Below are 24,395 nucleotides of genomic sequence, written 5' to 3'. Positions count from 1 at the left end.
GAGCGCATTGCGCGCCCCGGCTGTCGGTCAGTTGGAACGCCGACGGTAGGTACGGTACTCAGGCGTCCAGAAGTTGCGCTCGATGGCGTCGAGAATAACGTCTTCCGGCGTTTCCAGCGCCAGTCCTTCGGCCTGGGCCTCTTTGGCCACGGCCAGAGCGATCTTGCGGCTGACCTGCTGAATGTCCTTGAGCGGCGGCAACACCGCATCGCCCTCCCCGGTCACCATAGGCGAGCATTCGGCCAGGGCGTTCGAGGCTGCCATCAGCATGCGGTCGCTGATTCGCGAAGCCTTGCACGCCAGGACACCCAGACCGATGCCCGGGAAGATGTACGAGTTGTTGCACTGGGCAATGTGTACGGTGCGACCGTTGATGTTCACCGGGGCAAACGGGCTACCGGTGGCAACCAGGGCCTGGCCGTCGGTCCAGCGCAGGACTTCCTCAGGCGTGACCTCGACCTTGGAGGTCGGGTTGGACAGTGGCATCACCAGCGGACGCGGGCAGTGCTTGTGCAACTCACGGATCACTTCTTCGCTGAACAGGCCACGCTGACCCGAAACCCCGATCAGTACGGTGGCGCCAGCGTTGCTGACCACATCCAGCAGTGACGCATAATCCTGACCGGCGCTTGCCCAACCGGCCACGTCAGCAGACTGCTGCGCCAGGCGCTTCTGGAAGTCCAGCAGGTTATCCATGCCCTCGGTGAGCAGACCGAAACGGTCGACCATGAAGATCCGCTTGCGTGCCTGGGCCTCGCTCAGGCCCTCGACCTGCATGGCGGCGATGATGTGTTCGGCGATACCGCAACCGGCGGAACCGGCGCCCAGAAACACCACTTTCTGCTGGCCGAGGGTTTCCTGTTTGGCCTTGCAGGCCGCCAGCAGCGTACCCACCGCCACGGACGCGGTGCCCTGAATGTCATCGTTGAAGCAGCACAGCACGTCGCGATATTTGTCCAGCAACGGCATGGCGTTGGCCTGGGCAAAGTCTTCGAACTGCAGCAGCACGTCCGGCCAGCGGCGCTGTACCGCTTCGATGAACAGCGCAACGAAGTCTTCGTACTCCTTGCCGGTCACCCGCTCGTGGCGCCAGCCCATGTACATCGGGTCATCCAGCAATTCACGGTTGTTGGTGCCGACATCCAGCACGATCGGCAGGGTGTAGGCCGGGCTGACCCCACCGCAGGCGGTGTACAACGACAATTTGCCGATCGGGATCCCCATGCCGCCGATGCCCTGGTCGCCCAGACCGAGAATGCGCTCGCTGTCGGTTACCACGATGATCTTGATCCGGTCTTTGGTCGCGCTGCGCAGGATGTCGTCGATACGATCGCGGTCAGGATAGGAAATGAACAGGCCGCGGTGGGTGCGGTAGATCTTGGAGAATTCCTGACACGCCTGACCGACCGTCGGGGTGTAGATGATCGGCAGCATCTGTTCCAGATTCGCGTCCAGCAGACGGAAGAACAGCGTCTCGTTGTTGTCCTGGATCGAGCGCAGGAAGATGTGCTTGTCCAGATCACTGGCGCACTGCTGATACTGGCTGTAGGCCCGGGTCACCTGTTCTTCGATGGTTTCCACGTTTTGTGGCAACAAGCCGATCAGGTTGAAATCGATCCGCTCTTGCGGAGTGAACGCACTGCCCTTGTTCAGAAGGGGCATTTCCAACAGGGAAGGACCTGCGTAGGAAATGTACAGCGGTCGTGTGGTATTGGTCATTTCTTCTTCGCCTTTTCGTCTCTCGTAAATTCTGTGCAAGACCGGGGCGTGCAACCTGGCGTGTTGCGTTATTGTTTTTTTGCCAGCTCTCTCAGGCCATACCGGAAAAATTCGGTGAGCAATACAGGCCGCACATATTACTCGCGACACCCGCCCCGCTGCGACATATTGTCGCTAAAAAACGACAGTTTTCAGCGAGATCGCCTGCACCACGCTGCACAGATTTTGTTGCCATCTGACGACAACGGCCAATGACGACGGCGCGCGCTGATTTGGCGCTGGAGAACGTCGACGTGGGAAATTCAGCGGGCATTCGCAACGACGGCCGAAACCCAGCCTTGGCGAACAAAAAAACAAAAACTAACAGGCTGCAAAACCATGACATGAAGTTCACGAACTTTTCACAGCGGCTGTTGCATCTTGAAGTCGCTCCCAAGTGTGAACCTTAAGCCCGCTCCCCCCATCCGGCGGGCTTTTCTTTGCCCGTTGATAAAGTGAACCGCCGGCGAGGCTTGCACCGCGCCGGACAGCTGCCATCAATGCGTCACGATCCGACCGATACTGAAGCCGTCTACCGCAGCGATGCGGCCACGCCACAGCACACCGGTTTCGCAGATCGGGCTCTGGTCGGAAGAGTAGGTTTTGGCGTCCTTGAGATGAATGAAGTGGAAGGCGTGATTATCGTCCTCAGCCAGCTCACCGGGTTTGAACGACAGAATCATTTCCTTCATTGATTGATCAGTACCGTTGTGAAATTGACCAAAAGGCGCCGCCAGTTCCTCGGCCAGTTGATCAAAATAGGCATCATGAGAAACAAGATGTCCTGACAGCAGATTTCCACCGACCGACAGGGTGACACCCAGCTCGACCTTGGTACTCACCACAAACCTGACCAGCCACTGCAGCAGCCAATCAATCTGCCGACCCTGCGCCTGAAACTGGGCGATCAGCTCATCGTAGCCTTGATCCGGAAGCGAAGGGGTTTGTTCTGCTTGATCTACATCGGTCATTTGCAACTCCTTGCATGCAACTGAGTGAACCGAGGCCGTGTGGCACTTCGGGCGACAGCGGAGGGTGCTGCGCAACCGTAGGAAGCCCCCGATAGCGTATGCACTTGCAGGGAGAATAGACCAGATGGATGACATGCAGAGTCACCCGGCGACGCTCATGCACCACGCCATGCGCATACCCGTCAGCACGCAATAATATTTACCGCCACTGCAAAGCCGTCCGTTGCACGAACACCCCTGGCTGCTACAGTTTGCTGGAGTGATTGACCTGATCACCCGTGACCTCAGAGCGTTGGTCGACAGTTAACTGAACCTGTACTCCGGATGGGCCAGCGCGAGCGATTCAATAACGTCTTACGCCCGTACACGTGGGCCAAGGACATTTTTTGAATCGCCAGGGAGAGAAACGGATGCTCGACAGTTTCCGCCACCATCTGCACGTCAGCGTTATCACTTTCAAGCCCCCGTGCAACAACTTCGCGATTGCCGAGGCGATTGCATGAGCGCAGTGGCGATCATGCAACCCTACCTGTTTCCCTATATTGGCTACTGGCAACTGCTACACGCCTCGGACTGCTTCGTGGTCTATGACGACGTGAACTACATCAACCGTGGCTGGATCAATCGCAACCGGATCCTGATCAATAACGCTGCGGGCTTGATCACATTGCCGCTGCTTGATGCATCGCAGAACCGCAAGATTAACCAGATCCAGATCGCACCCGCCGCGCAGTGGCAGCGTCGAATGCTGATGAGTGTACAAATGGCTTACGGCAAAGCGCCCTGCTTCCATCAGGTGTTTCCTTTGCTTGAGCACCTGCTGAGCTTTGAGAGCAGCAACCTTGCGCAATTTCTGACTTATCAGATTCAAATGATGGCGAGCTTCATGGGCCTGACGGCGCGAATCATCCCCAGCAGCCAGATCTACAACAACGCGCACCTGGCGGCGCAGGAACGGATTCTGGATATTTGCCGCCAGGAAAGTGCAACACGCTACATCAACGCCCAGGGCGGCAGGTCACTGTACGAGCCACGGGCATTTGCCAAAGCCGGTATAAATCTGCAATTCATCGCCATGCAGCCACTGCCCTACCGCCAGCGTGGCAAAGTCTTTACCCCGTACCTGTCGATCATCGATGCGCTGATGGAAGTCGGCGCCCAAGGTATAAAACCGCATCTTGAGGCCTACGATTACCTGTGAGGCGCAGGCCTTACACACCATGGGATGCCTAGAAATCCAGTTCCTGACTGCTTTTCACCGCGCGCGCCGGGGCACCGACATATAACTGCCAAGGCTGAGTGTCTTTCGAAATCAGCGCCCCCATGGCGACACAGGTGCCCTCAGCGATCGTGCAATTATTGGTGATGGTCGAATTGACGCCGAACCAGGCATAGGCATTGACCAGGCAATGCCCGGACAGGACCACATGGGAGGCGAAAAACGCATGGTCGCGAATCTCGCTATGGTGACCAATATGGTTACCACTCCACATGACCACGTTGTTACCGATGCTGGTGAAGGGTTGCAGTGTGTTGTCTTCCAGAATGAAACAGTTCTCACCGATCAGGTTGTCATTCACCGTCGCCTGGGGGCTGACGTATGAAATGAAGTCGTAGCCCTTTTCTTTGCCCTGAAGATAGATCGACTCACGCTGACGGTTCATCCTGCGCCCCGTCATCGGTGCAAACAGCTTGTACCCGACACACGGAAAATACTCATGGAGGGATTCGAACGGCACCACCGGTAAGCCTTCGAAATGTCTCGATTCCGGGAGATAACGTTGGTTGACCGTGAAACCGACAACTTCAACCGAAGGGTCTTTTTTCAAGTAGTAGTACGCCAACTGAGCAGTATCGAGCACTCCAAAAATGACAGTCTTTTGCATGATGGCCCCCTGAGCATTCGATTGTGAGTCAGGTCAAACCAACGTAATACGTAACAACACGCTGAATCGTGCTCTTCACGATAGCAGTCGCACTGGCGCCGCGAGCAGGGAATAGGGCAACCAGAATAGATACCTGATCGTCGTCAAATACCCGGCCATCGGTACGGGCGACCGGCTCTACGGCGCAGTTGTGCATACCAAGCGCTTAGCCCAAATCCACCGTGACCCTTCCTACAGCCTGAACCACCTCAATGGCCCCATTGCGAATATCGATGATCGCGGTATCGGCCTGCTCGGCCATCAGCAGGCCTTGCTCGGCCTTTGTCCGACTGGATTGGATGTCTTCGACCGCCTTGTCAGCCAGGGTCTTGTTGTGCTGGACAATCTGGACGATTTCACCGGTGGCCGCGCTGGTGCGCCCGGCCAGTTGACGCACCTCATCGGCCACAACTGCAAAGCCCCAACCTTGCTCACCGGCACGCGCAGCCTCGATAGCCGCGTTGAGGGCAAGCAGATTGGTCTGCGAAGCAATCGCGCTGATCTTCTCCACCATGCTGCTGATCAGCAACGACTGATCGCCCAAAGCCTGCATGCTGGCGGTCGCCGATTGCATCTGACCGGCGATGGATTTCATGGTTTTGATGGCCTGCTGTACGACCTCGGTACCCTGCGCGGCGCGGGTCTCGGTCTGGCGCGAAATATCGTAGGCAATCTGCGCAGCGCTTTTGACCTGTGTCTCGCGGCTCACCTGGTCGGTTACGACGCTGGCGAACTTGACCACTTTGTACAGCCGCCCTTCAGCGTCATAGACCGGATTATAGGAAGCCTCCAGCCAGACCGGATGACCACGATTGTGCAGCCGGCAAAACCGGCCCGCCACGTATTCACCCTGCCGCAGCCTTTCCCAAAACGCCACGTATTCGGCAGAGGCGGCATAGTCCGTGGCGCAGAAGATCCGATGATGACGTTTCTGAATCTGCGCCAGCGAATACCCCATGCTCTGCAGGAATTGATCGTTGGCGGTGATCACGGTGCCGTCGGGATTGAACTGGATTACCGCCGTGGACCTGAGCAACGCCGCCAGGATTTGCGAATGTTCGCTGATCTGCTCGACCATGTCGGTGATAGCCGAACCGTAACCCTGCACATGTTCGAGACGGCCCGCATCGTCATACACCGGCAGCCAATGCAGGCTCAGCCAGGCCGTGCCGCCATCGGTGCGTATAAACCGGTAACGGTCATGCACAGGCTTTGACGCCTTCAGTCCGTCTTCCAGCGCTGCGAAGAGCCCCGCGGTGCTGCCTGACGTTGACATGAGCTGCTTCAGACTCTGGCCATGCAGCCGCTCAGGCACGCGCCCCAGCGAATCGGCAAATGCGCTGTTGAATGCCATGACTTTCAAATCCGGACCCAGGCGCACTGAGAGCATGCCCGCATCCAGCTGTGCACCCAGTTGCTGTAACTGCCGTAACTGGTTATCGCGCTTTATCAGCTCTTGTTTCAAGCGTCGGTCGAACATACTCACACCTCCCAATGGTTACGGCGAATGAACCACCGGCAGAACCTGCCAAGCGGTCACTCAAGGGCGCCCTTGTTCTGTTTCAAGGCATCAAGCGCCAGCAACTGAACGCTGGATCGCGCCAGAATCGAGACACATAACGACTCGACGTCATCCAGCACCGTCTTCAGGGCATTCAAACGACCACGCGCTGAATCGAACTCGCAAAACCCCCGACTGATGATCAACAGTCTCTGGCGAACGTCGTCGATCAACATGCCGGTCAGCCCCAGAATTCTTCTGACGCCCTCCTCGACGACCGCAATAAGCCTCAACAACTCGCCCTTGAGATGAACACAGGACAGGTCACTCAAACTGCTCGCATTGGTCTGGGGCCCGCCCATTAACCGATCTGTGCTGGCCAGCAGCGACTTGGCAATGTCAATGGCGCAATCGACCTGATTGATCTTCAGCAACATGCATGACACTTGACCTTTCAGGTGCGCGACACCGGACTCCAGATCGGCAACGGCTGTCGCTATGCTGTGCCTCATGGCACCTCCCTGCTCTATCGCAATGGTTTCTACAGCGGTATGAGCGATAGCAGGCGAACACTCAGCACACCTGCATCTTGAAGTTGTCTTTACCGGCACTCTTGGCCTCGTAAAGTTTGCGATCAGCGCTTTTGAGCACGTGCGAGACATCCGCCCCCCGCTCGAAAGACACCAGGCCCGCACTCACGGTGAACCTGCAGGGCAAAAAGTCGCAGCCGCGCACCGCCTGCAGCAGGCGCTCGGTATAAGCGACGGCCTCCTGGGTATTACGCGTATCGAGCAGCACACCGAACTCCTCGCCACCAAGGCGCCCATGACAGTGACTGCCTTGCACCTGATCCAGGCAACGCGCCAGGGCACACAGAACCTGATCACCGACGTCATGCCCCCAGCCATCGTTGACACGCTTGAAGTTATCGATATCAATCATCAGAAAGCACCCGCCCCGCACGGACAGCGCCAGGCGCTCGAAACGCGCCATGAACGCACGACGGTTGTAGATACCGGTCAGATAGTCGGTTTCAGCCATAACCCGATACTGTTGCTCGGCCGCCAAAATGCTCCTCAGAGAATCCATGAACGAATAATTGTTAAGCCCGCCCAACGCGACGGAAAACAGGGCAAAGATAACGACATACAGATTGGCGTCCGGCACCGCCAAGGGTGCGACGGGCCAGATAATCAACCAGGTCAATAACGCAGTGACCGTGTAATCATGAGGACTGCGGATCAGCAACGAAGCGCCCAATACGGCAATGACTGCAAAAGCCAATGAAAATGCCTGATACAGCTCGGGACGCGAAACAAATAAAAACTTGTAAGATGCAGAAAACACCAGAACAAATACCACACCCGCGAGCCGCCAGACTTTATCGCTACGGGTAAATGTCTGGACAAGACTGATGGCAATCATCAGAAAAAACAGCAGGAGCGCCTCGATCACTGACTGACGGGAGTAAACAAGCCACTGCACCACACACCAACTGGAAATCGCCAGACACTCCGCACGCACAATACCGCCATGCAACACCTTTCTGAGTCGCCTGTCTTGAGTTCGCTGCAACTTTACCCTGCTCCATGTTGGTCTTCATGTACCTCCTTATTGGCCGGTGTGCTGTTCACCCAGCCGGATGCTTACTCGGGTAATAGCGAAGTTGATCAGCATCATTTTTCGCACCAACTGCATGAAGCTTTCCGACAGTTCCAAGGTGCTCCTGGCCGTTGTGAAATAGCCCTTCGTTTCACCCTCCCTCACCAGCCTGATCAAATGAGTGCTCGACACCGCAAGCCCGGCAGACATTTCTCCGTAGCTCGACCTTTTACAACCCGACCCGGCCTTGGCCTGCTTTTCCAGCGCCTCGACGAACAGGGCCAGCATCGGCATGTGCCCGCCGTCGCGATTAATCAGCCAGCGGCTTTCCGGCAGCAGCATGTCAAGGGTGATGTCAGCATCCAGAATCCGCTTGAAGCCGCGAAAGAACGCCTCTACGGTTCGTCCACTGACCTTTGCAGAGCCATCACAGGTATCCGTCATACCGAGCGCCGGAAAGTAATAGGCACTGACGATATTGACGGCCTCAGCCATGGCCCGCACAGAAGGCCTGTAAATCCTGAGCCGTCGATCATCCGGGTGATGCGTCACCTCCATGTAACCGGAAATAATGAAAAAGGAGAAATACGACTCCAGGCTGTTTTTGGACAAATAACCACGCTGCAAACACAACTCGCGAACCTTTGACAGCGAAGGAAGATGCTCATCGTAATAGTTGGTCAACATGGCCAACACCACCATAAACCTGTCAAATTTCAGAACATTCTTGTAAAAGAACGGCCGAACTTTATAGTACTGCCCCAGGTACTGATAATGCTGCTTGATGAGCGAGTCAATATTACCTTGGGCATGCAGTTCATCTACCTCAGCCTCCAGGCAGGCTCTTAATTGCGCGCCATCCATAAATAACCTTGCCCACAATCAGGGTTTAAATGCGTGGATCGTCAGACAATACCGGGCCCATGGTAACCGATTTGATACCAGACATATTTCCACCCCAAAAATGTTTCACATCATCTGGGTGAGTGGTAGACAAAAGGATATCTCTGGATCCAATTAAGCCTGTATACCCCTAACTTGTTAATGGGTATGGCAAACCAATTAAATTTATATAATGGCCGACACGGTTGTAGGATAACTGCCAACATTTATACAACCGGGCGATCGGCTGAACACAGCAGACCACGTCATGCGAGACAGCTGGCTGATACCGAACGAGGAACGATGCTCAAAAGCATGCAGCAGGAGTAAAACGAAAACGCCCCGCAGATTTTCATCTGCGGGGCTTTTCGTTGTATGGCGGAGAGATAGGGATTTGAACCCTAGGTACTGTTGCCAGTACAACGGATTTCGAATCCGTCCCGTTCGACCACTCCGGCATCTCTCCAATGGCGCGCATCATACCAGCTTGATCGTAGTTGTCGAGACATTTCTACAATTTTTTTCGTGGTATCAAGCGCTTGCAAACTTACAGGGGCACGCCCAGACGCTGCGCGACTTCTTCATAGGCTTCGATGACGTCGCCCAGCCCCTGACGGAAGCGGTCTTTGTCCATCTTCTTGCGGGTTTCCTTGTCCCACAGGCGGCAGCCATCAGGACTGAACTCGTCGCCCAGCACGATCTGGCCGTGGAACACGCCGAACTCCAGCTTGAAGTCGACCAGCAGCAGGCCAGCGTCGTCGAACAGCTTGCTCAGCACTTCGTTGACCTTCAGCGACAGCTCTTTCATGCGCGCCAGTTGCTCGGCGGTGCCCCAACCGAATGCCACAACGTGAGATTCGTTGATGAACGGGTCGCCCTTGGCGTCATCCTTGAGGAACAGTTCGAAGGTGTAAGGCTCAAGCTTCAGGCCTTCTTCAACGCCCAGACGCTTGACCAGGCTGCCGGCAGCGTAGTTACGCACGACGCACTCGACCGGGATCATGTCGAGCTTCTTGACCAGTGCTTCGTTGTCACCCAGCAGCTTGTCGAACTGGGTCGGCACGCCGGCCTCTTCGAGCTTCTGCATGATGAAGGCGTTGAACTTGTTGTTCACCATGCCTTTGCGGTCCAGTTGCTCGATACGCTTGCCGTCGAACGCCGAGGTGTCGTTACGAAACAGCAGGATCAAACGGTCGGCGTCATCGGTCTTGTAAACCGATTTGGCTTTACCGCGGTAGAGTTCTTCGCGCTTTTCCATGATGGGCTCCGCTTGCTAATGATTGGGCTAGGCGATCTGTCGCCAGTCGAGCCCACAATCTTGATCGGCCAGTTGCAGCCAGTCCGGGTCGCACCCGAGGGTATCGACGAAACATTGCCGGGCCAACTGCGGCCGGTTGTTCTTGCTGCTCAGATGGGCCAGCACCAGGTGTTGCAGTGTCTGCCATCCCAGCTCGCTCACCAGGCTCGCGGCCTGATGATTGTTCAAATGTCCTGTGTGGCCTCCCACCCGCTGCTTGAGAAAGACCGGATAAGGCCCTCTGGCAAGCAGATCGCGGCAATGGTTGGCTTCGATCATCAGGGCATCCAGGCCCTGATAGCGTTGCAATACGTCCGTGCAATATGACCCCAGGTCGGTCAGCAGGCCAAAGCGCCGCTGCCCGTCGCTGAAGACAAACTGGGTTGGCTCCAGTGCATCGTGGGCGACCGACACCACGTCGATGTCCAGCGCGCCGATGCGCAGCGACTCGCCGGCACAGAGCAGTGCAGCGGCCTCTACAGGCTTGCGCATGCCGCGCAACGTCCCGCGACTGAGGTACACCGGCACATTGTAGCGCCGAGACAGCAAACCCACGCCATGCACATGATCGGCATGTTCGTGGGTCACCAGAATCGCACTGAGCTGTTCTGCAGCGACGCCCAGCCGGGCCAGGCGTCGCTCGGTCTCACGCAGCGAAAAGCCGCAATCGACCAACACATAAGTATCGTGGCTTGCGACCAGCGTGGCATTGCCACGACTGCCGCTGCCGAGGACCGCGAAGCGCACTTAGCCCAAGTGATCCTGAATGATGCTCAACACGCGACGCGCCACATCGGCAGGTGCCACGGTGTTGATGTTCTTCTCGACCGTCACCTGGACGCTGTCACCGACCTTGCTCAGGCGCACCTGATAACGCTCGGCGCGAGCTTCAAGCTCTTCCTTGGTCGGTTTGCTGCCGAACAGACCACTGAAGAAGCCACCGGATTCGTTTTCAGGCGTCTTGGCCCGCTCTGCCAGGTTGATGTAATACAGACCCAGGCTGCGGTTGATGTCTTCAACGCGCCAGTCTCCCTGCTCCAGCGCACGACCGACACTGGACCAGGCACGATCAAGGTCTTCACCCACATTCAGGACCGGGTTACCGCTACCGTCCGAGCCCAGGGCCACGCGGCTCGGGGCATCGTAGTCACGCGCAGCCAGCAGCGACACCGAACCGCCCTGCCCGGCATTGCGGTTCAGGCTCGCCAGCAGGTCGTCGGTCAGCGAAGCGTCAACGCCGAGGTTGGCGCTGCGCGCAGGAAACTCGACATCGCTGGTGCTGCCCGCGGCACGGGAAACGCTGACCACGTAGATTTCACTGGTGTTGCGCTGCACGCCAGGCTCGATACGTACCCGTACGCGGGTTTCGCCGTCAGCGGGGCTACCACCACCGGCCAGACGACGAGCCACCGAAGCCGAGAGTTCGTCGCCACGCTGCCAGCTTGTGGTGAACTCACCGGTCTGCGGGCGCTCTTCAGCGATCCGGAAACCATTGTCTTCGAAGTACTGGTGCGCCACCGGCCAGACTTCGGCCGGCGGGCGCTGGGCCAGGATCGAACGTGCTTCGCCGTTACGCTGCAGGCTGAAATCGCCGGCCTCGGCCAAGGAAGTGCTCAGCGGTTGCGGACGCGGCACGACGTATTCACCTTTGTGGGTGCTATCGGCAACGTTGCGCGGAATCGGCAGCAGCGGATCGAGGCGCTTGGCACCACTGATATCGGCTGGCACCTGCATCGGTGCTGTCTGGGTCGCTTCCAGGTAATCGCTGCCGCGATCACGGAAGTAACCGTCTGGGCCCCATACCCAGCCACAACCACTGGTGCTGGAGATGATCAGGGCAAGTGCGGAAAGTCCGGCCAATCGCTTCATTGCGTTGTACTTCCTCAATTAAACCAGTACGCCGGCCTGGCGCAGGGCCTGGCGCAGCGGCTCGTGACAGGACTGGCTGAGCCAGGTCAGTGGCAGGCGGATACCGCTCTGCATCAGACCCAGCTCGGTCAGCGCCCACTTCACAGGGATAGGGTTGGATTCGACGAACAGGGCGTTATTGAGCGGCGCGAGCTTGTCATTGATGGCCCGGGCGGCGGCGGCATCGCCTCGCAGGGCGGCGGCGCACAGGTCGCTCATGGCCCGTGGCGCAACGTTGGCAGTGACCGAGATATTGCCTTTGCCGCCGAGCAGCATCAGCTCTACCGCCGTGGCGTCGTCACCGGAGTAGACCAGAAAATCACTGCTGACACCGGCCAGGATGTCCTTGGCGCGTTGCAGGTTGCCGGTGGCTTCCTTGATACCGATGATGTTCGGCACGGTCGACAGGCGGATCACTGTCTCGGCCTGCATGTCGCAGGCGGTGCGGCCAGGGACGTTGTAGAGGATCTGCGGGATATCGACGGCGCGGGCAATGTGGCTGAAATGCTGGAACAGGCCTTCCTGAGTAGGCTTGTTATAGTACGGCACCACCAACAGGCAGGCATCAGCGCCGGCATTCTTGGCATTGGTGGTCAGTTCCACCGCTTCGCTGGTGGAGTTGGCGCCGGTTCCGGCGATCACCGGAATGCGCCCGGCCACCTGGCCGACCACGCGACGAATCACTTCGATGTGCTCGTCTACGCTCAGGGTCGCCGACTCGCCGGTCGTACCGACCGCGACAATGGCGTTGGTGCCCTCTTGCAGGTGGAAGTCCACCAGTTTGCTCAGGGCGTCCCAGTCCAGACTACCTTGTGCATCCATGGGTGTGACGAGTGCCACCATACTGCCCGCAATCATGCAACCGCTCCTGCCGGAAAAAGAGAGCCGTAATGGTACTGGCGCCATCAGCCTTGTACAAGCGAACTCCGGCGCTCTGAGCATTCCCCTTGGCGAAGGATTTCGCTACCCTTCACCCTTTGCTCAGTATCGTTCGTCTGCGCTCGGCGACCAATCGCCCGGTTTTGCCCCTGACAGCCCTGTTCCAGCGCGTTGCGACCCTGCCACGGCTGGCCCGGCCAGGAAGGTTCGGAACACCAGCGGAGCAGACCATCCCTGCCAGCGGCTCGAAAAGGCCCGGAAGATACCGACCGTTCATCATCTAGGAATGCTGCATGTCCTCCACCCCCCCGGTTCGCGAACAATTTCTTGTCATCAGCGCCCTAGGCGCCAACCCTATGGAACTGGCCAACATTCTCTCTCGCGCCAGCCATGAAAACCGTTGTGCGGTGGTCAGCTCGCGCCTGACCAGGCACGGCGAGTTCAGCGCTCTGGTGCTGCAGGTATCCGGCAGCTGGGACGCTCTGGCGCGCCTGGAAGTCGCGCTTCCCAACCTGGCCAAGAAACACACTTTCACCATCAGCGTGGTGCGCAGTGCCGCCCTTGAAAGCCGTCCCGAGGCACTGCCGTACGTTGCCTATGTCAGCTCGGCCTATCGCCCGGACATTATCAATGAGCTGTGCCAGTTCTTCATCGACCACAACGTCGAGCTGGAAAACCTCACCTGCGACACCTACCAGGCGCCGCAGACCGGCGGCACCATGCTTAATGCGACCTTTACCGTAACCCTGCCGGCAGGTACCCAGATCAGTTGGCTGCGCGACCAGTTCCTGGATTTCTCCGACGCCCTGAACCTCGACGCACTGATCGAACCATGGCGCCCACAAGCCCCAATGTAAGGAATGCCTGATGGCCGTTGTAGTAGACCAATCCGTTAGCGATTTCCAGGTAGCCGCCACTGGCGGTCAGACCGTCAGCCTGTCCGGCCTCAAGGGGCGTCAGGTGGTGATCTACTTCTACCCCAAGGACAATACCCCCGGTTGCACCACCGAGGGCCAGAACTTCCGCGACAGCATTGCGGCATTCGAAGCCGCCAACACCCTGGTGTTCGGCGTATCGCGTGACAGCCTCAAGACTCACGAGAACTTCAAGGCCAAGCAGGCGTTCCCGTTCGAGCTGATCAGCGACAAGGATGAAGCACTGTGCCAGCTGTTCGATGTCATCAAGCTCAAGAAGCTGTATGGCAAGGAGTACCTGGGAGTGGATCGCAGCACCTTTCTGATCGACAAGGATGGCGTGCTGCGCCATGAGTGGCGCGGCGTGAAAGTGCCCGGCCATGTAGAGCAGGTGCTGGCCAAGGCTCAAGAGCTGAATCAGGCCTGATTGCGCATTATGAACCCGGGCAGCGCGCCCTGCGCCGCCCGGAATACCCTACAACATCGGTGCCACAACAGGCTCCTGGCGCGGCCAGGCATCGAGCACCGCTTTGAACAGGGTGGCCAACGGAATCGCGAAAAAGATCCCCCAGAAGCCCCATAGCCCGCCAAACAGCAACACGGCGCAAATGATTGCCACCGGATGCAGGTTTACCGCCTCGGAGAACAGCAGCGGCACCAGCACGTTGCCATCGAGCGCCTGGATGATCCCGTGAATGGCCATCAGGTAGATGAACTGATCCCCCCAGCCCCACTGGAACAGGCCGATCAATGCCACAGGCACGGTGACGACCACAGCGCCAACGTAGGGCACGACCACCGAAATGCCCACCAGCATCGCCAGCAGCGCCGCGTAGTTGAGCCCCAGCGCGACAAACGCCACGTAGGTCACCCCACCGCAGATGACAATCTCGATGACCTTGCCACGGATGTAATTGGCAATCTGCCGGTTCATCTCTCTGGCCACCCGGGTAAGCAGTGCCCGCTCACGCGGCAGGTACCCCCGCGCCCAGCGGCCCATCTGATGGCGGTCTTTGAGGAAGAAGAACACCAGGATCGGCACCAGCACCAGATAGATCATCAGGTTGACCAGCAGCGGCAGGCTGGACAATGAAAAGGTCAGTGCCAACTGGCCGACCTTGCCCACCTCACCCCGCGCCACCTCGATTGCCTGCAACACCTGCTCATCGGATACCAGATGCGGATAACGCTCAGGCAGCAACAGCAGCAGCGACTGCCACTTGGCGAGCATGCCGGGCAACTCATTGAGCAAGGTAATCAACTGATGCCACAGCAGCGGCACCAGGATCAGCAAAAACACCAGCAAACAACCGATGAACAAGGTGAACACCAGACTCACCGCTACGCGCTCCGGGATGCGCAAACGCATCAAGAGCCCGACCTGCCCCTGCATCAGAAACGCCAGTACCAGCCCGGCCAGGACCGGCGCCAGCATCCCGCCCAGGGTCAGAATCAGGGTGAAGGCCAGAGCCAACAGAACCGCCAGCACCACCGCCTCTTCATCAGAAAAGTAGCGCTGCATCCAGTCTTGGAGCACCTTGTACATCAAACGTCCTTTTGAAGAAAAACGGCCAGCTACGCTTTGCGCAACCAGTAGGTATAGACCCCCGCGTCGCTCTGCTCATGCAACAGCTGATGACCGGAGAGCCGTGAGAAACTGCGAAAGTCACGCTGGGAGCCGGCGTCGGTGGCCAGCACCTTGAGCACCGCACCACTGACCAGGCGGTTGAGTTCCATCTTGGCCTTGAGCAGCGGCAATGGGCAATTGAGCCCGCGTGCATCCAGTTCAGCATCACAGTTTTCGGGGACTACAGCTTCAGACATCGTTTCTCTCCAGCCAGGCACATCGTTGTGGCAAAAAGTAATCAGGATGTTTCATACATGGCTTGAAGAATACCGCACTCTGGTCAGCAAGCCATTGAGGCAGCTACAGTAGCTGCACATTTACCCAGAGCTTCGTGCATGAATTTTCTGCGTCCTACACTGCTCACCCTCGCCTGCCTGCTGGCCACTCCGGTCATGGCCGATGACCTGCCCTCGCTGGGCGACTCCAGTTCGTCCATCGTCTCCCCGGAACAGGAACATCAATTGGGGCGGGCATGGCTGGGCATGTTGCGCTCGCAGGTCGATCAGCTTTCCGACCCGCAACTCAAAGACTTCGTCGAGTCCTCGGTCTATAAACTGGCCGAGACCAGCCAGGTCCAGGACCGGCGCCTCGAATTCATCCTGATCAACAGCAACCAGCTCAACGCCTTCGCCGCCCCCGGCGGAATCATTGGTGTCAACGGCGGCCTGTTTCTGCACGCCCAGACCGAAGGCGAATATGCCTCAGTCATGGCCCACGAACTGGCCCACTTGTCGCAGCGCCACTTCGCCCGTGGTGTCGAGGCCCAGCAACGCATGCAGGTGCCGGTAATGGCCGCGATGCTGGCCGGTATCGTCATGGCTGCGGCCGGCGCCGGGGATGCCGGCATGGCCGCGATTGCCGGATCACAGGCCGCAGCGATTCAGGAGCAGCGACGCTTCTCGCGCCAGAACGAGCAGGAAGCCGACCGCATCGGCATCCTCAATCTGGAAAAAGCCGGCTACGACCCGCGCAACATGCCCACCATGTTCGAACGTCTGATGCGCCAGTACCGCTTCGATGCGAGGCCGCCAGAGTTTCTCCTGACCCACCCGGTCAGCGAGTCACGTATCGCCGACACCCGTAACCGCGCCGAACAGGCCGCGTCCGGCGGCAAGGAAGACAGCCTGCGTTATCAACTGATGCGTGCCCGCATCGCCTTGATCTATGAAGAAACCCCAGGCATTGCTGCCAAGCGCTTCCGTGCCCAGCTCAGCGAAAACCCGAAGTCAGACTACGCTCGCTATGGCCTGGCAATTGCCCAGATCAAGGGCGGCCAGCTCAACGAAGCACGCGAAGGCCTCAAGCCGCTGCTGGACAAGGCACCTAACGACATCACCTTCAACCTGGCCCAGATCGACCTGGACATCACCAGCAACCGCCTCGCCGAAGCTCAGCAGCGCGCAGAGCGCCTGCTGACTCAATACCCTGGCAACTACCCGCTCAATCAGGCGCGTATCGACACCCTGCTCAAGCAAGGCAAAAACGCTGAAGCCGAAAAAGCCCTGGATGCCTTGCTGAAAAACCGTCCGGTCGACCCGGACATCTGGTATCAGGTGGCCGAAGCCCGTGGCCTGACCGGCAATACCGTCGGCCTGCACCAGGCCCGCGCCGAGTTCTTTGCTCTGGTCGGCGACTTCCGCCAGGCCATCCAGCAACTGGACTTCGCCAAGCGTCGTTCCAGCAACAACTTCCAACTGGCTTCACGCATCGACGCTCGCCAGAAAGAACTGATCGAACAGGAACGTCTGGTCAAAGGCATGATGTAACAATTGAGGGCAGCGCAAATAAAAAAGCCCGGCAGCGATGCCGGGCTTTTTATATCCACTGCCTCAAGCGTTGCCCGCCTGCCTCAGACGGGCAGCCTGGGTGAAGTCCAGCATGCGCTGCAACGGGCGTACGGCATGCGGAATCAGGGCTGGATCGACAAAGATCTCGTTGCTACCGTCCTGCAGGCACTGCAAGGTACGCTCCAGGGTATTCATGGCCATCCACGGACAATGCGCACAGCTGCGGCATGCCGCGCCGTTACCGGCGGTGGGCGCCTCGATGAAGATCTTGTCGGGGCACACCTGCTGCATCTTGTAGAAAATGCCGCGATCAGTGGCAACGATAAAAGTTTTGTTCGGCAGACGTTGCGCGGCAGCGATCATCTGACTGGTAGAACCGACTGCATCGGCCAACGCAATAACCGCTTCCGGCGACTCCGGATGCACCAGCACTGCCGCCTCAGGGTACAGCGCCTTCATGTCCTCAAGCTGCTTGGACTTGAATTCTTCATGGACAATGCAGGCACCGTCCCACAGCAGCATGTCAGCGCCGGTCTCGCGCTGAATCCAGCGCCCCAGATGCTTGTCCGGTGCCCAGATGATCTTCTCGCCGTTATCCATCAGGCTTTCGACGATTTCCAGCGCACAGCCGGAAGTCACCACCCAGTCGGCGCGAGCTTTAACAGCTGCCGAGGTATTGGCATAGACCACCACCGTGCGGTCAGGATGCTTATCGCAAAACGCCGAGAACTCATCGACAGGACAACCCACATCCAGCGAACAGGTTGCCTCCAGGGTCGGCATGAACACGCGCTTCTCAGGATTAAGGATCTTGGCTGTCTCGCCCATGAACCGCACCCCGGCAACCAGCACGGTGCTGGCAGGGTGGTTATTGCTGAAACGCGCCATCTCCAGAGAGTCCGCCACACACCCGCCGGTCTCTTCGGCCAGCGCCTGAATAACCGGGTCGCAGTAATAATGCGCAACCAGCACCGCATCACGCGCTTTGAGTTCGGCAGCGATCTGCGCACGGTAGTGGGCTTGTTCTTCGAGGCTCAACTCTCTTGGCTGCTTGGCCGCCAGATGGGCCTGCACCAGAAAGCGTTCGGAAATCTGCGTCATGTTGGCTGGACCTGAGTGCGCGGTGGCGCGTAATGCAAGTTTACACCCGAAAGGCATGCGAAAAAAAAGCCGGCGCCCCGTAGATCTGGGAGCATCCAGCTCTTGAACACAACCTCAAGCCCTGCGGCCTGAAGCGGGCAGATTCTAACCCTAATGAACGGTATCAGCACAAATATTTAAACTGCCAAATCTGCTAATGATTACTATTTAAATAAAGTTCAAAAGTGCTCGGTCGTTGAGCCAAAACAAGCAGTGCCGCAAATCTTGCCTGACAAAAGATCAAAATTATTTAAGCACCCGAACGCAAAAACCCTCCACTAGGGAGGGTCTCTGCGTATATATGGTGGGTCGTGTAGGATTCGAACCTACGACCAATTGGTTAAAAGCCAACTGCTCTACCAACTGAGCTAACGACCCGTTGGATGGCGCGTATATTACTGATTTTTCACAGTAATTCAACACCTTCCGATAAAAAAATTAAAAATAATTGGTTGGGTCATTCACACCGGCCGCAGCGAAGCCTTCTGCACGCAGGCGGCAGCTATCGCATTTACGGCAGGCACGGCCCTGATCATCAGCCTGATAGCAGGAAACCGTCAGCGCATAATCCACACCAAGTTCCGTCCCCGCCTTGATGATGTCAGCCTTGCTCAAGTTTTGCAGCGGCGCGCGGATGGTAAAGCCTTGCCCTTCTACACCGGCTTTGGTCGCCAGGTTGGCCAGGCGCTCGAAGGCTTCGACGAACTCGGGGCGGCAGTCGGGGTAGCCGGAGTAATCCACCGCGTTGACGCCGATGAAGATGTCCCGCGCCTCCAGCACCTCGGCCCAGCCCAGCGCCAGCGACAGGAACACGGTGTTTCGCGCCGGCACATAGGTAACCGGGATACCTTCGGTGGGCGCCTCGGGCACATCAATGCTGCTGTCAGTCAGGGCCGAGCCGCCCATGCCGTCCAGATTCAGACCGATAACCTTGTGCTCGATGGCACCCAGATCTTTCGCCACACGTGCAGCTGCATCGAGCTCGGCGCGATGGCGTTGGCCATAATCAAAGCTCATGGTGTAACAGGCGTAACCTTCGGCGCGAGCCATAGCCACAACCGTGGCCGAATCCAGGCCGCCAGACAGCAGGATGACCGCTTTCTTGTCACTCATTGCTTTCTCCTCTCAACGCCCGGGCTCATCGTCCCAAAGCAGCTTGTGCAATTGCATCTGCATACGCACCGGCAGATTATCTGCGACGATCCAGTCCGCCAGATCACGCGCTTTCAACTGATGGTGACTGGCCGAGAACAGGACTTCGCTCACTCGCTGATCAAGCCGGTACTGAATCAGCTTGGACACCGCCCAGTCGTAGTCTTCCCGAGAGCAGAGCACAAACTTGACCTGATCATTAGGCGTCAGCAACTCGATGTTCTCGTAGCGGTTACGCGAGACTTCCATCGAGCCCGGGGTCTTGAGATCCACAACACGACTGACACGGGTGTCGACTGCCGAGATATCAAGCGCCCCGCTGGTTTCCAGAGAGACGTCATAGCCAGCATCACACAGGTGCTTGAGCAGCGCGATCGCATTGGGCTGGGCCAGAGGCTCACCGCCGGTCACGCATACATAGCGCGGTCGCCAGGTTGCAACCTGTTCGACAATGGCGTCCAGCGTCATGATGGTGCCGCCGCTGAACGCATAGGCGCTGTCGCAGTATTGGCAGCGCAGCGGGCAACCGGTCAACCGCACAAATACAGTGGGCAGCCCGGACGTGCGGGTTTCACCCTGCAACGAGTGAAAAACTTCGGTGATACGTAATGTGTCTTGCATGAGAGCCACGGGCGTAACAGCTAAACAGGCCGTCCGCCTCCGTCAGGCACTTCAGGGTACCGCGCAATCACGCAATGCCATGAAGCGAAACTAATGATGACCGATATTTCGGGTGGGCGATTCTAACGAAAAAAGCCGCGGCAGGCGCGGCTTTTCTGGACAACTGTCAGCTTTGGCTCAAAGACGCTGAAGGTCACGCTGCGCCAATTGAGCAGCGGAAGTACCCGGATACTGGGCTACAACCTGCTGCAAAATACCTTTGACCTTGTCGGTATGCCCCAGGCGACGCTCGACATCTGCCAGCTTGTAAAGCGAATCGGGCACTTTACCGTGCTTGGGGTACAGCTGACTTACCTTGGCAAATGCCTGACCGGCACCTTGCAGGTCACCCTTGGCCAGGTTTACCTCACCCAGCCAGTATTGAGCGTTGCCCGCGTAAGTGCTGTTGGGGTATTTACGCAGGAATGCGGCAAGTGCCTGACTGGCCTTGTCGAAATCCTTGGCTTTGACCAGATCCAGGGAAGCGTCGTAATAGAGCTTCTCTTTGGCCGGGTCTGGCGGCTCGGTGCCAGCCGCCGGAGCCTGGGCTGCCGGGGCCGATGGTGTACCGCTGGCGTCGATTGCGCCGCCAGCCGGTTGGGAATTATTGTTCGCAGCAGCAGAAGCGCCACTGACGATACGCTGGTCCAGGTCCTGATAACGCTCCAGAGCTTCCTGCTTCATGCGCTGGATGTCATTCTGTTGAACCTCGACGATACCGCGCAAACGCGATATTTCTTCCTGCATCTGTTGCAGCTGCATGAACAGCTGACCCTGCGCCGAAGGCGCGGCCGAAGCCTCGCCTCCGACGTAGGCGCCGGACGTGCCATAACCCGCTGGCGGATAACTGCTGCCAGAGCCAGAATTGTCACCGACTACAGGAACCGCACCCCATGCAGTAAGCGGCAGGGTGAGGGCCAGAACGGTTAGAGCACGACGGCAAGTCATATCGAATTACTTACGCAGTTCGACGCGACGGTTCTGAGCCCACGATTGCTCGTCGTTGCCGGTAGCAACTGGACGCTCTTCACCGTAGGAAACCAGCTCCAGCTGAGCTGGGGACACGCCCTGCAGAACCAGGTAGCGTTGAACGGCTTTCGCACGACGCTCGCCCAGTGCCAGGTTGTATTCACGAGTGCCGCGCTCGTCGGTGTTACCTTCCAGAACGACGCGAGCGCCGTTGGCTTTCAGGTCCTTGGCGTGAACGTCCAGCGCGCGCAGGGCTTCTTGCTTCAGGTCCGAGCTGTCGTATTCGAAGTAGAAGGTGGTGATTGCGCGCAGAGCAGCTTCTTCGCTCAGGCTGCCGTCGACAGCACCAGAGTTGGCGCCGTAACCAGCGTTAGGATCAACTGCACCACCAGCGCCGGCATTGTCGCCGCCTTTGGAGGAACAACCTACAGCTACGGCCATGGCCAGAGCCAGCGCAGCAAACTTACCAAACTTCAGCATTTCCATCTTGAAACTCCTAATGAACCCCAGTGTGTTAAGCAAAAACTTGTGTAGCGCCGCGTCAGTTCAGGTAAGGGGACCAGGAAGGTTCTCTGACTTCGCCTTGAGCGGTAGGAAGCGGGAGCCTTACGCGTCCGTTAAGGGACACGAGCATCAAGACTCCCCGGCCCTGCTGGCGGGTGGCGTAGATTACCATGGTGCCGTTGGGCGCAACAGTAGGTGACTCATCAAGGTTGCTATCTGTAAGGATTTTTACACTTCCGCGGGCCAGATCCTGAGCCGCAACCTTGAAATTGGTGAAGCCTTCCTGGCGATGGATCATTACCAGGGTCTTTTCGTCAGCCGACAGTTTCGGATTGGCATTGTAGTTGCCCACGAACGTTACGCGAGTGGCACCACCACCATTAATGCTGGTTTTGTAGATCTGCGGTTTGCCGCCACGGTCGGACGTGAAGTAGATGGTCGAGCCATCCTTGCCGAAGAACGGTTCGGTATCGATCGAAGAATCGTTGGTGACTCGGCTCAGCTGACGGCTGGCCAGGTTGATCACGTAGATCTCCGGGTTACCGTCCTTGGACAGCACGAACGCCAGTTTGCTGCCATCCGGCGACCAGGCTGGTGCACCGTTGAGGCCTTCGAAGTTGGTGATCTGCTCACGGCGACCGGTATCGATATGCTGTACAAAAATACGCGGACGCTTCTGCTCGAACGAGACGTAAGCGATGCGTTTGCCATCCGGCGCAAAGCGTGGCGAAAGGATCGGCTCACGCGATTGCAGCAGGGTCACTGCACGTGCGCCATCGTAGTCGGAACGCTGCAAGGTGTAGCGAGTGTTGGTTTCGGAGAAACGCTCGGCAGTCACGTACAGCATACGGGTCGAGAACGCACCTTTAATACCTGTCAGCTTCTCGAACGACTGGTCGGAAATAAAGTGCGACATGTCGCGCAATTGATCAGTAGTCCCCGACACACTGCCAGTCAGCACTTGCTGCTCGGTAGCGACGTTGAACAGGGCGTACTGCACTTGCAGGCGACCACCAGCGGGCACGATGTTACCCACCATGACGTATTGGGCGCCCAGCGCTTTCCAGTCACGGAAGATCACTTCGCTGGCCTGGGCCGGCAGACTGATCATGTTCTGCTTCGGAATCGGCGAGTAGTAACCCGAGTTACGCAGGTCATTGCCGATGATTTCAGCCATGTCATCTGGCAGGACGTTACCGCCCTGCCAGCCGAATGGCACGACCGCAATCGGCGTGGCGCGGTCACTGCCACTGGTAACCAGAATGTTCTTCTCTTCTGCGTTGGCCATCCCGGCCACACAGCAGAGAACGACGAGCAGTCCTCTAAAAAGCTTGATCACAGGGCTAGATCTCCTGGAGTAAATGTCATCTTGAATGAGCGATAGGGCGCGAACTCAGCCGGCTTCAGACCCTGCATTTCTGTCAAACGCCCAATGTTCCTGACGGCAGCAACAGCAGAGCTGTCAAACGGCCCGTCACCACTGGACTTGGCAACTGTTACCGAAGAAATCGTCCCGTCGGGCAACATCTTGATCTGCAACTGTACAGACATGTTGTTGCGGGCAGACGGCGGACGACTCCAGCCTTCAGACGCGCGCAACCTGATCAGATCGTCGAAACTACCGGCAACCTGATCGCCCACCTCGTCGGCCAATGCCTGCTGTCGCTCCGGCTTGTCGGAAAGCAAGTCAGCCAGCGCCTGCGCTTTCTTGTCTTCGGCTGCCTTGCGTGCAGCTTCCTGAGCCTTCTTGGCAGCAGCATCTGCAGCAGCCTTTTTCTTGGCGTCTTCAGCGGCTTTCTTTTTCGCGTCCTCGGCAGCCTGCTTCTTGGCATCTTCGGCGGCCTGTTTCTTGGCCTCGTCCGCTGCCTTCTTCTTGGCTTCCTCGGCAGCTGCCTTCTTGGCATCTTCCTCGGCTTTTTTCTTCGCTTCTTCTTCAGCTTTTTTCTTGGCTATATCAGCCTGCTGTTTCTCTTCGGCCTTTTTCGCTTCGGCCGCTTTCTTGGCTTCATCAGCCGCCTTGCGCGCCTCTTCGGCTTTCTGTTCGGCAGCTTTCTGTTCAGCCGCCTTCTTGGCTTCTTCGGCGGCAGCAGCTTTCTGTTCTTCGGCTTTTTGAGCCTCATCGGCTTTCTTTTGTTCCGCCGCTTTTACAGCTTCCTGCTTCTGCTGCTCGATCTTTTTCTGTTCCAGCTGCTCGACTTCAGTCTGCCGTGCAGCGGTTCTTTTCGCCTCGCCAGCGATCTTCTGGTTAGTCTGGGTGGTTGCCTGACTCTTGGACTTGAGCTGATACAGCGTAGCCTGAACCACAGGCTTGGCTTCAGGCAGCTCAGGGGTCATGGCAAAACTGACAAAGAGCATGCCGAAAATCAGGATATGCAGGGCCACCGCCCAGACACTGGGCCAGAAGTAGCTTTCCGAGGCGGATGGCTCTCGAATTGGCTGCATCAGGGGGCCTCAGTAATCAGGCCGACATTGGCAATACCGGCTTTCTGCAGTCCACCCATGGTGACCATGACCGAACCGTAGTCCACCGCCTTGTCACCACGGATAAAGACCTGGGTCTGCTTGCCGGCATCACGCCCGGCCGCAATGATCTTGGTCACTGCACTGGTCAGCTGGGGCAAGGTCATCGCCTTGTCCATCTGCTTGTCGGTATCGACCTCGCTGCCCACATTCCAGTAATAGGTTTTGTCAGCCTTGATTGAAATGGTCAGGACCTGGTTGTTGTTGTCCTGCGGCAAGCTCTCACTGGAAACCTTGGGCAGGTCGACCTTGACGCCCTGGTTGATCATGGGCGCGGTGACCATGAAAATGACCAGCAGTACCAGCATCACGTCGATGTAAGGCACCACGTTCATTTCGGCGACCGGCCGGCGTTTGTTGCGACGATCTCGAGCGATCAAAGCCATGGGGAATTACCTG

At 57.9% G+C, this 24,395-nt stretch carries 24 protein-coding genes, 2 tRNA genes and 2 pseudogenes; 4 read left to right on the top strand and 24 right to left on the bottom strand.

Annotation, left to right across the window (positions count from 1 at the left end; genetic code table 11):
• Positions 1–27 precede the first annotated feature (27 nt).
• Entirely contained in the window at positions 28–1,719 is a 1,692-nt protein-coding gene (locus tag NRB16_RS04520; protein ID WP_253115165.1) for an NAD-dependent malic enzyme, read from the bottom strand.
• A 536-nt stretch (positions 1,720–2,255) separates the two neighbouring features.
• Complete coding sequence (gvpU, locus tag NRB16_RS04515) at positions 2,256–2,729, bottom strand: gas vesicle accessory protein GvpU (RefSeq protein ID WP_045489006.1); 474 nt, start codon at positions 2,727–2,729, stop codon at positions 2,256–2,258.
• Between the two features lie 499 nt (positions 2,730–3,228).
• Between gvpU and NRB16_RS04510 the strand changes: the two genes are divergently transcribed.
• The gene (locus tag NRB16_RS04510; protein ID WP_253142706.1) at positions 3,229–3,930 is read left to right on the top strand and encodes a WbqC family protein; all 702 of its coding nucleotides are present in this window, start codon (positions 3,229–3,231) and stop codon (positions 3,928–3,930) included.
• A 28-nt stretch (positions 3,931–3,958) separates the two neighbouring features.
• On the opposite strand, the gene NRB16_RS04505 is transcribed toward NRB16_RS04510, so the two are convergent.
• From NRB16_RS04505 to dapA, 11 genes and pseudogenes are all read right to left on the bottom strand, one after another.
• Positions 3,959–4,615, bottom strand: a complete 657-nt coding sequence (locus NRB16_RS04505) for an acetyltransferase (RefSeq protein WP_253142705.1) — start codon at positions 4,613–4,615, stop codon at positions 3,959–3,961.
• A 205-nt stretch (positions 4,616–4,820) separates the two neighbouring features.
• A pseudogene (locus NRB16_RS29570) lies at positions 4,821–5,258 on the bottom strand (methyl-accepting chemotaxis protein); the annotation flags it as partial.
• A gap of 111 nt (positions 5,259–5,369) precedes the next feature.
• Positions 5,370–6,134 (bottom strand): annotated as a pseudogene (locus tag NRB16_RS29565) (PAS domain-containing protein); the annotation flags it as partial.
• 56 nt (positions 6,135–6,190) lie between these two features.
• A complete protein-coding gene (locus NRB16_RS04495) occupies positions 6,191–6,667 on the bottom strand; it encodes a hypothetical protein (protein WP_045488996.1) in 477 nt (158 codons plus the stop codon).
• 61 nt (positions 6,668–6,728) lie between these two features.
• On the bottom strand, positions 6,729–7,679 hold the full coding sequence (locus NRB16_RS29560; RefSeq protein WP_257105557.1) for a GGDEF domain-containing protein: 951 nt from the start codon (positions 7,677–7,679) through the stop codon (positions 6,729–6,731).
• Between the two features lie 87 nt (positions 7,680–7,766).
• Positions 7,767–8,621 (bottom strand): hypothetical protein, encoded by an 855-nt coding sequence (locus NRB16_RS04485; protein ID WP_045488994.1) that lies wholly within the window; start codon positions 8,619–8,621, stop codon positions 7,767–7,769.
• A gap of 394 nt (positions 8,622–9,015) precedes the next feature.
• Positions 9,016–9,105: transfer RNA gene (locus NRB16_RS04480), tRNA-Ser, on the bottom strand.
• An 81-nt stretch (positions 9,106–9,186) separates the two neighbouring features.
• A complete protein-coding gene (gene purC / locus NRB16_RS04475; protein ID WP_045488992.1) occupies positions 9,187–9,897 on the bottom strand; it encodes a phosphoribosylaminoimidazolesuccinocarboxamide synthase in 711 nt (236 codons plus the stop codon).
• Positions 9,898–9,924: 27 nt separating this feature from the next.
• The gene (locus NRB16_RS04470; protein ID WP_045488991.1) at positions 9,925–10,683 is read right to left on the bottom strand and encodes an MBL fold metallo-hydrolase; all 759 of its coding nucleotides are present in this window, start codon (positions 10,681–10,683) and stop codon (positions 9,925–9,927) included.
• Entirely contained in the window at positions 10,684–11,805 is a 1,122-nt protein-coding gene (gene bamC / locus NRB16_RS04465) for an outer membrane protein assembly factor BamC (protein WP_045488989.1), read from the bottom strand. It abuts the gene before it with no gap.
• 18 nt (positions 11,806–11,823) lie between these two features.
• The gene (gene dapA, locus NRB16_RS04460; protein WP_045488987.1) at positions 11,824–12,702 is read right to left on the bottom strand and encodes a 4-hydroxy-tetrahydrodipicolinate synthase; all 879 of its coding nucleotides are present in this window, start codon (positions 12,700–12,702) and stop codon (positions 11,824–11,826) included.
• A gap of 314 nt (positions 12,703–13,016) precedes the next feature.
• Between dapA and NRB16_RS04455 the strand changes: the two genes are divergently transcribed.
• Positions 13,017–13,580 (top strand): glycine cleavage system protein R, encoded by a 564-nt coding sequence (locus NRB16_RS04455; RefSeq protein WP_045488985.1) that lies wholly within the window; start codon positions 13,017–13,019, stop codon positions 13,578–13,580.
• Between the two features lie 10 nt (positions 13,581–13,590).
• Positions 13,591–14,064 (top strand): peroxiredoxin, encoded by a 474-nt coding sequence (locus NRB16_RS04450; RefSeq protein ID WP_045488984.1) that lies wholly within the window; start codon positions 13,591–13,593, stop codon positions 14,062–14,064.
• Between the two features lie 48 nt (positions 14,065–14,112).
• Here NRB16_RS04450 and NRB16_RS04445 read toward each other — a convergent pair whose 3' ends face one another.
• Together NRB16_RS04445 and NRB16_RS04440 are read right to left on the bottom strand one after the other, a co-directional pair.
• Positions 14,113–15,183 (bottom strand): AI-2E family transporter, encoded by a 1,071-nt coding sequence (locus NRB16_RS04445; protein ID WP_045488982.1) that lies wholly within the window; start codon positions 15,181–15,183, stop codon positions 14,113–14,115.
• Positions 15,184–15,212: 29 nt separating this feature from the next.
• The gene (locus NRB16_RS04440; protein ID WP_045488980.1) at positions 15,213–15,461 is read right to left on the bottom strand and encodes a sulfurtransferase TusA family protein; all 249 of its coding nucleotides are present in this window, start codon (positions 15,459–15,461) and stop codon (positions 15,213–15,215) included.
• Between the two features lie 138 nt (positions 15,462–15,599).
• Here NRB16_RS04440 and NRB16_RS04435 point away from each other — a divergent pair, with 138 nt between their 5' ends.
• Positions 15,600–17,030 (top strand): M48 family metalloprotease, encoded by a 1,431-nt coding sequence (locus tag NRB16_RS04435; RefSeq protein ID WP_257105556.1) that lies wholly within the window; start codon positions 15,600–15,602, stop codon positions 17,028–17,030.
• A 63-nt stretch (positions 17,031–17,093) separates the two neighbouring features.
• Here the strand turns inward: NRB16_RS04435 and nadA are convergent, their stop codons facing one another.
• The 9 genes from nadA to tolR form a co-directional block, all read right to left on the bottom strand.
• Complete coding sequence (gene nadA, locus NRB16_RS04430; RefSeq protein WP_045488976.1) at positions 17,094–18,152, bottom strand: quinolinate synthase NadA; 1,059 nt, start codon at positions 18,150–18,152, stop codon at positions 17,094–17,096.
• Between the two features lie 341 nt (positions 18,153–18,493).
• Positions 18,494–18,569, bottom strand: a tRNA-Lys gene (locus NRB16_RS04425).
• Positions 18,570–18,629: 60 nt separating this feature from the next.
• Complete coding sequence (gene queC, locus NRB16_RS04420) at positions 18,630–19,304, bottom strand: 7-cyano-7-deazaguanine synthase QueC (protein ID WP_253115182.1); 675 nt, start codon at positions 19,302–19,304, stop codon at positions 18,630–18,632.
• A 12-nt stretch (positions 19,305–19,316) separates the two neighbouring features.
• The gene (queE, locus tag NRB16_RS04415; protein ID WP_257105555.1) at positions 19,317–19,964 is read right to left on the bottom strand and encodes a 7-carboxy-7-deazaguanine synthase QueE; all 648 of its coding nucleotides are present in this window, start codon (positions 19,962–19,964) and stop codon (positions 19,317–19,319) included.
• A gap of 177 nt (positions 19,965–20,141) precedes the next feature.
• On the bottom strand, positions 20,142–20,951 hold the full coding sequence (ybgF, locus tag NRB16_RS04410; protein WP_045488970.1) for a tol-pal system protein YbgF: 810 nt from the start codon (positions 20,949–20,951) through the stop codon (positions 20,142–20,144).
• Positions 20,952–20,957: 6 nt separating this feature from the next.
• The gene (gene pal, locus NRB16_RS04405) at positions 20,958–21,458 is read right to left on the bottom strand and encodes a peptidoglycan-associated lipoprotein Pal (RefSeq protein ID WP_045488968.1); all 501 of its coding nucleotides are present in this window, start codon (positions 21,456–21,458) and stop codon (positions 20,958–20,960) included.
• Between the two features lie 55 nt (positions 21,459–21,513).
• Complete coding sequence (gene tolB, locus NRB16_RS04400; protein ID WP_231906435.1) at positions 21,514–22,764, bottom strand: Tol-Pal system beta propeller repeat protein TolB; 1,251 nt, start codon at positions 22,762–22,764, stop codon at positions 21,514–21,516.
• A 47-nt stretch (positions 22,765–22,811) separates the two neighbouring features.
• Positions 22,812–23,918, bottom strand: a complete 1,107-nt coding sequence (gene tolA, locus NRB16_RS04395) for a cell envelope integrity protein TolA (RefSeq protein WP_045488965.1) — start codon at positions 23,916–23,918, stop codon at positions 22,812–22,814.
• Positions 23,918–24,382, bottom strand: coding sequence for a protein TolR (gene tolR, locus NRB16_RS04390; RefSeq protein ID WP_045488962.1), 465 nt, complete (start codon positions 24,380–24,382; stop codon positions 23,918–23,920). The genes tolA and tolR overlap by 1 nt, the downstream gene beginning before the upstream one ends.
• Positions 24,383–24,395: the final 13 nt, after the last annotated feature.

Source organism: Pseudomonas sp. LJDD11 (assembly GCF_024584215.1).
GTDB lineage: Bacteria > Pseudomonadota > Gammaproteobacteria > Pseudomonadales > Pseudomonadaceae > Aquipseudomonas.
The sequence above is the reverse complement of the archived record's forward strand: the minus strand, read 5'-3'. Positions and strand labels throughout refer to the sequence as shown.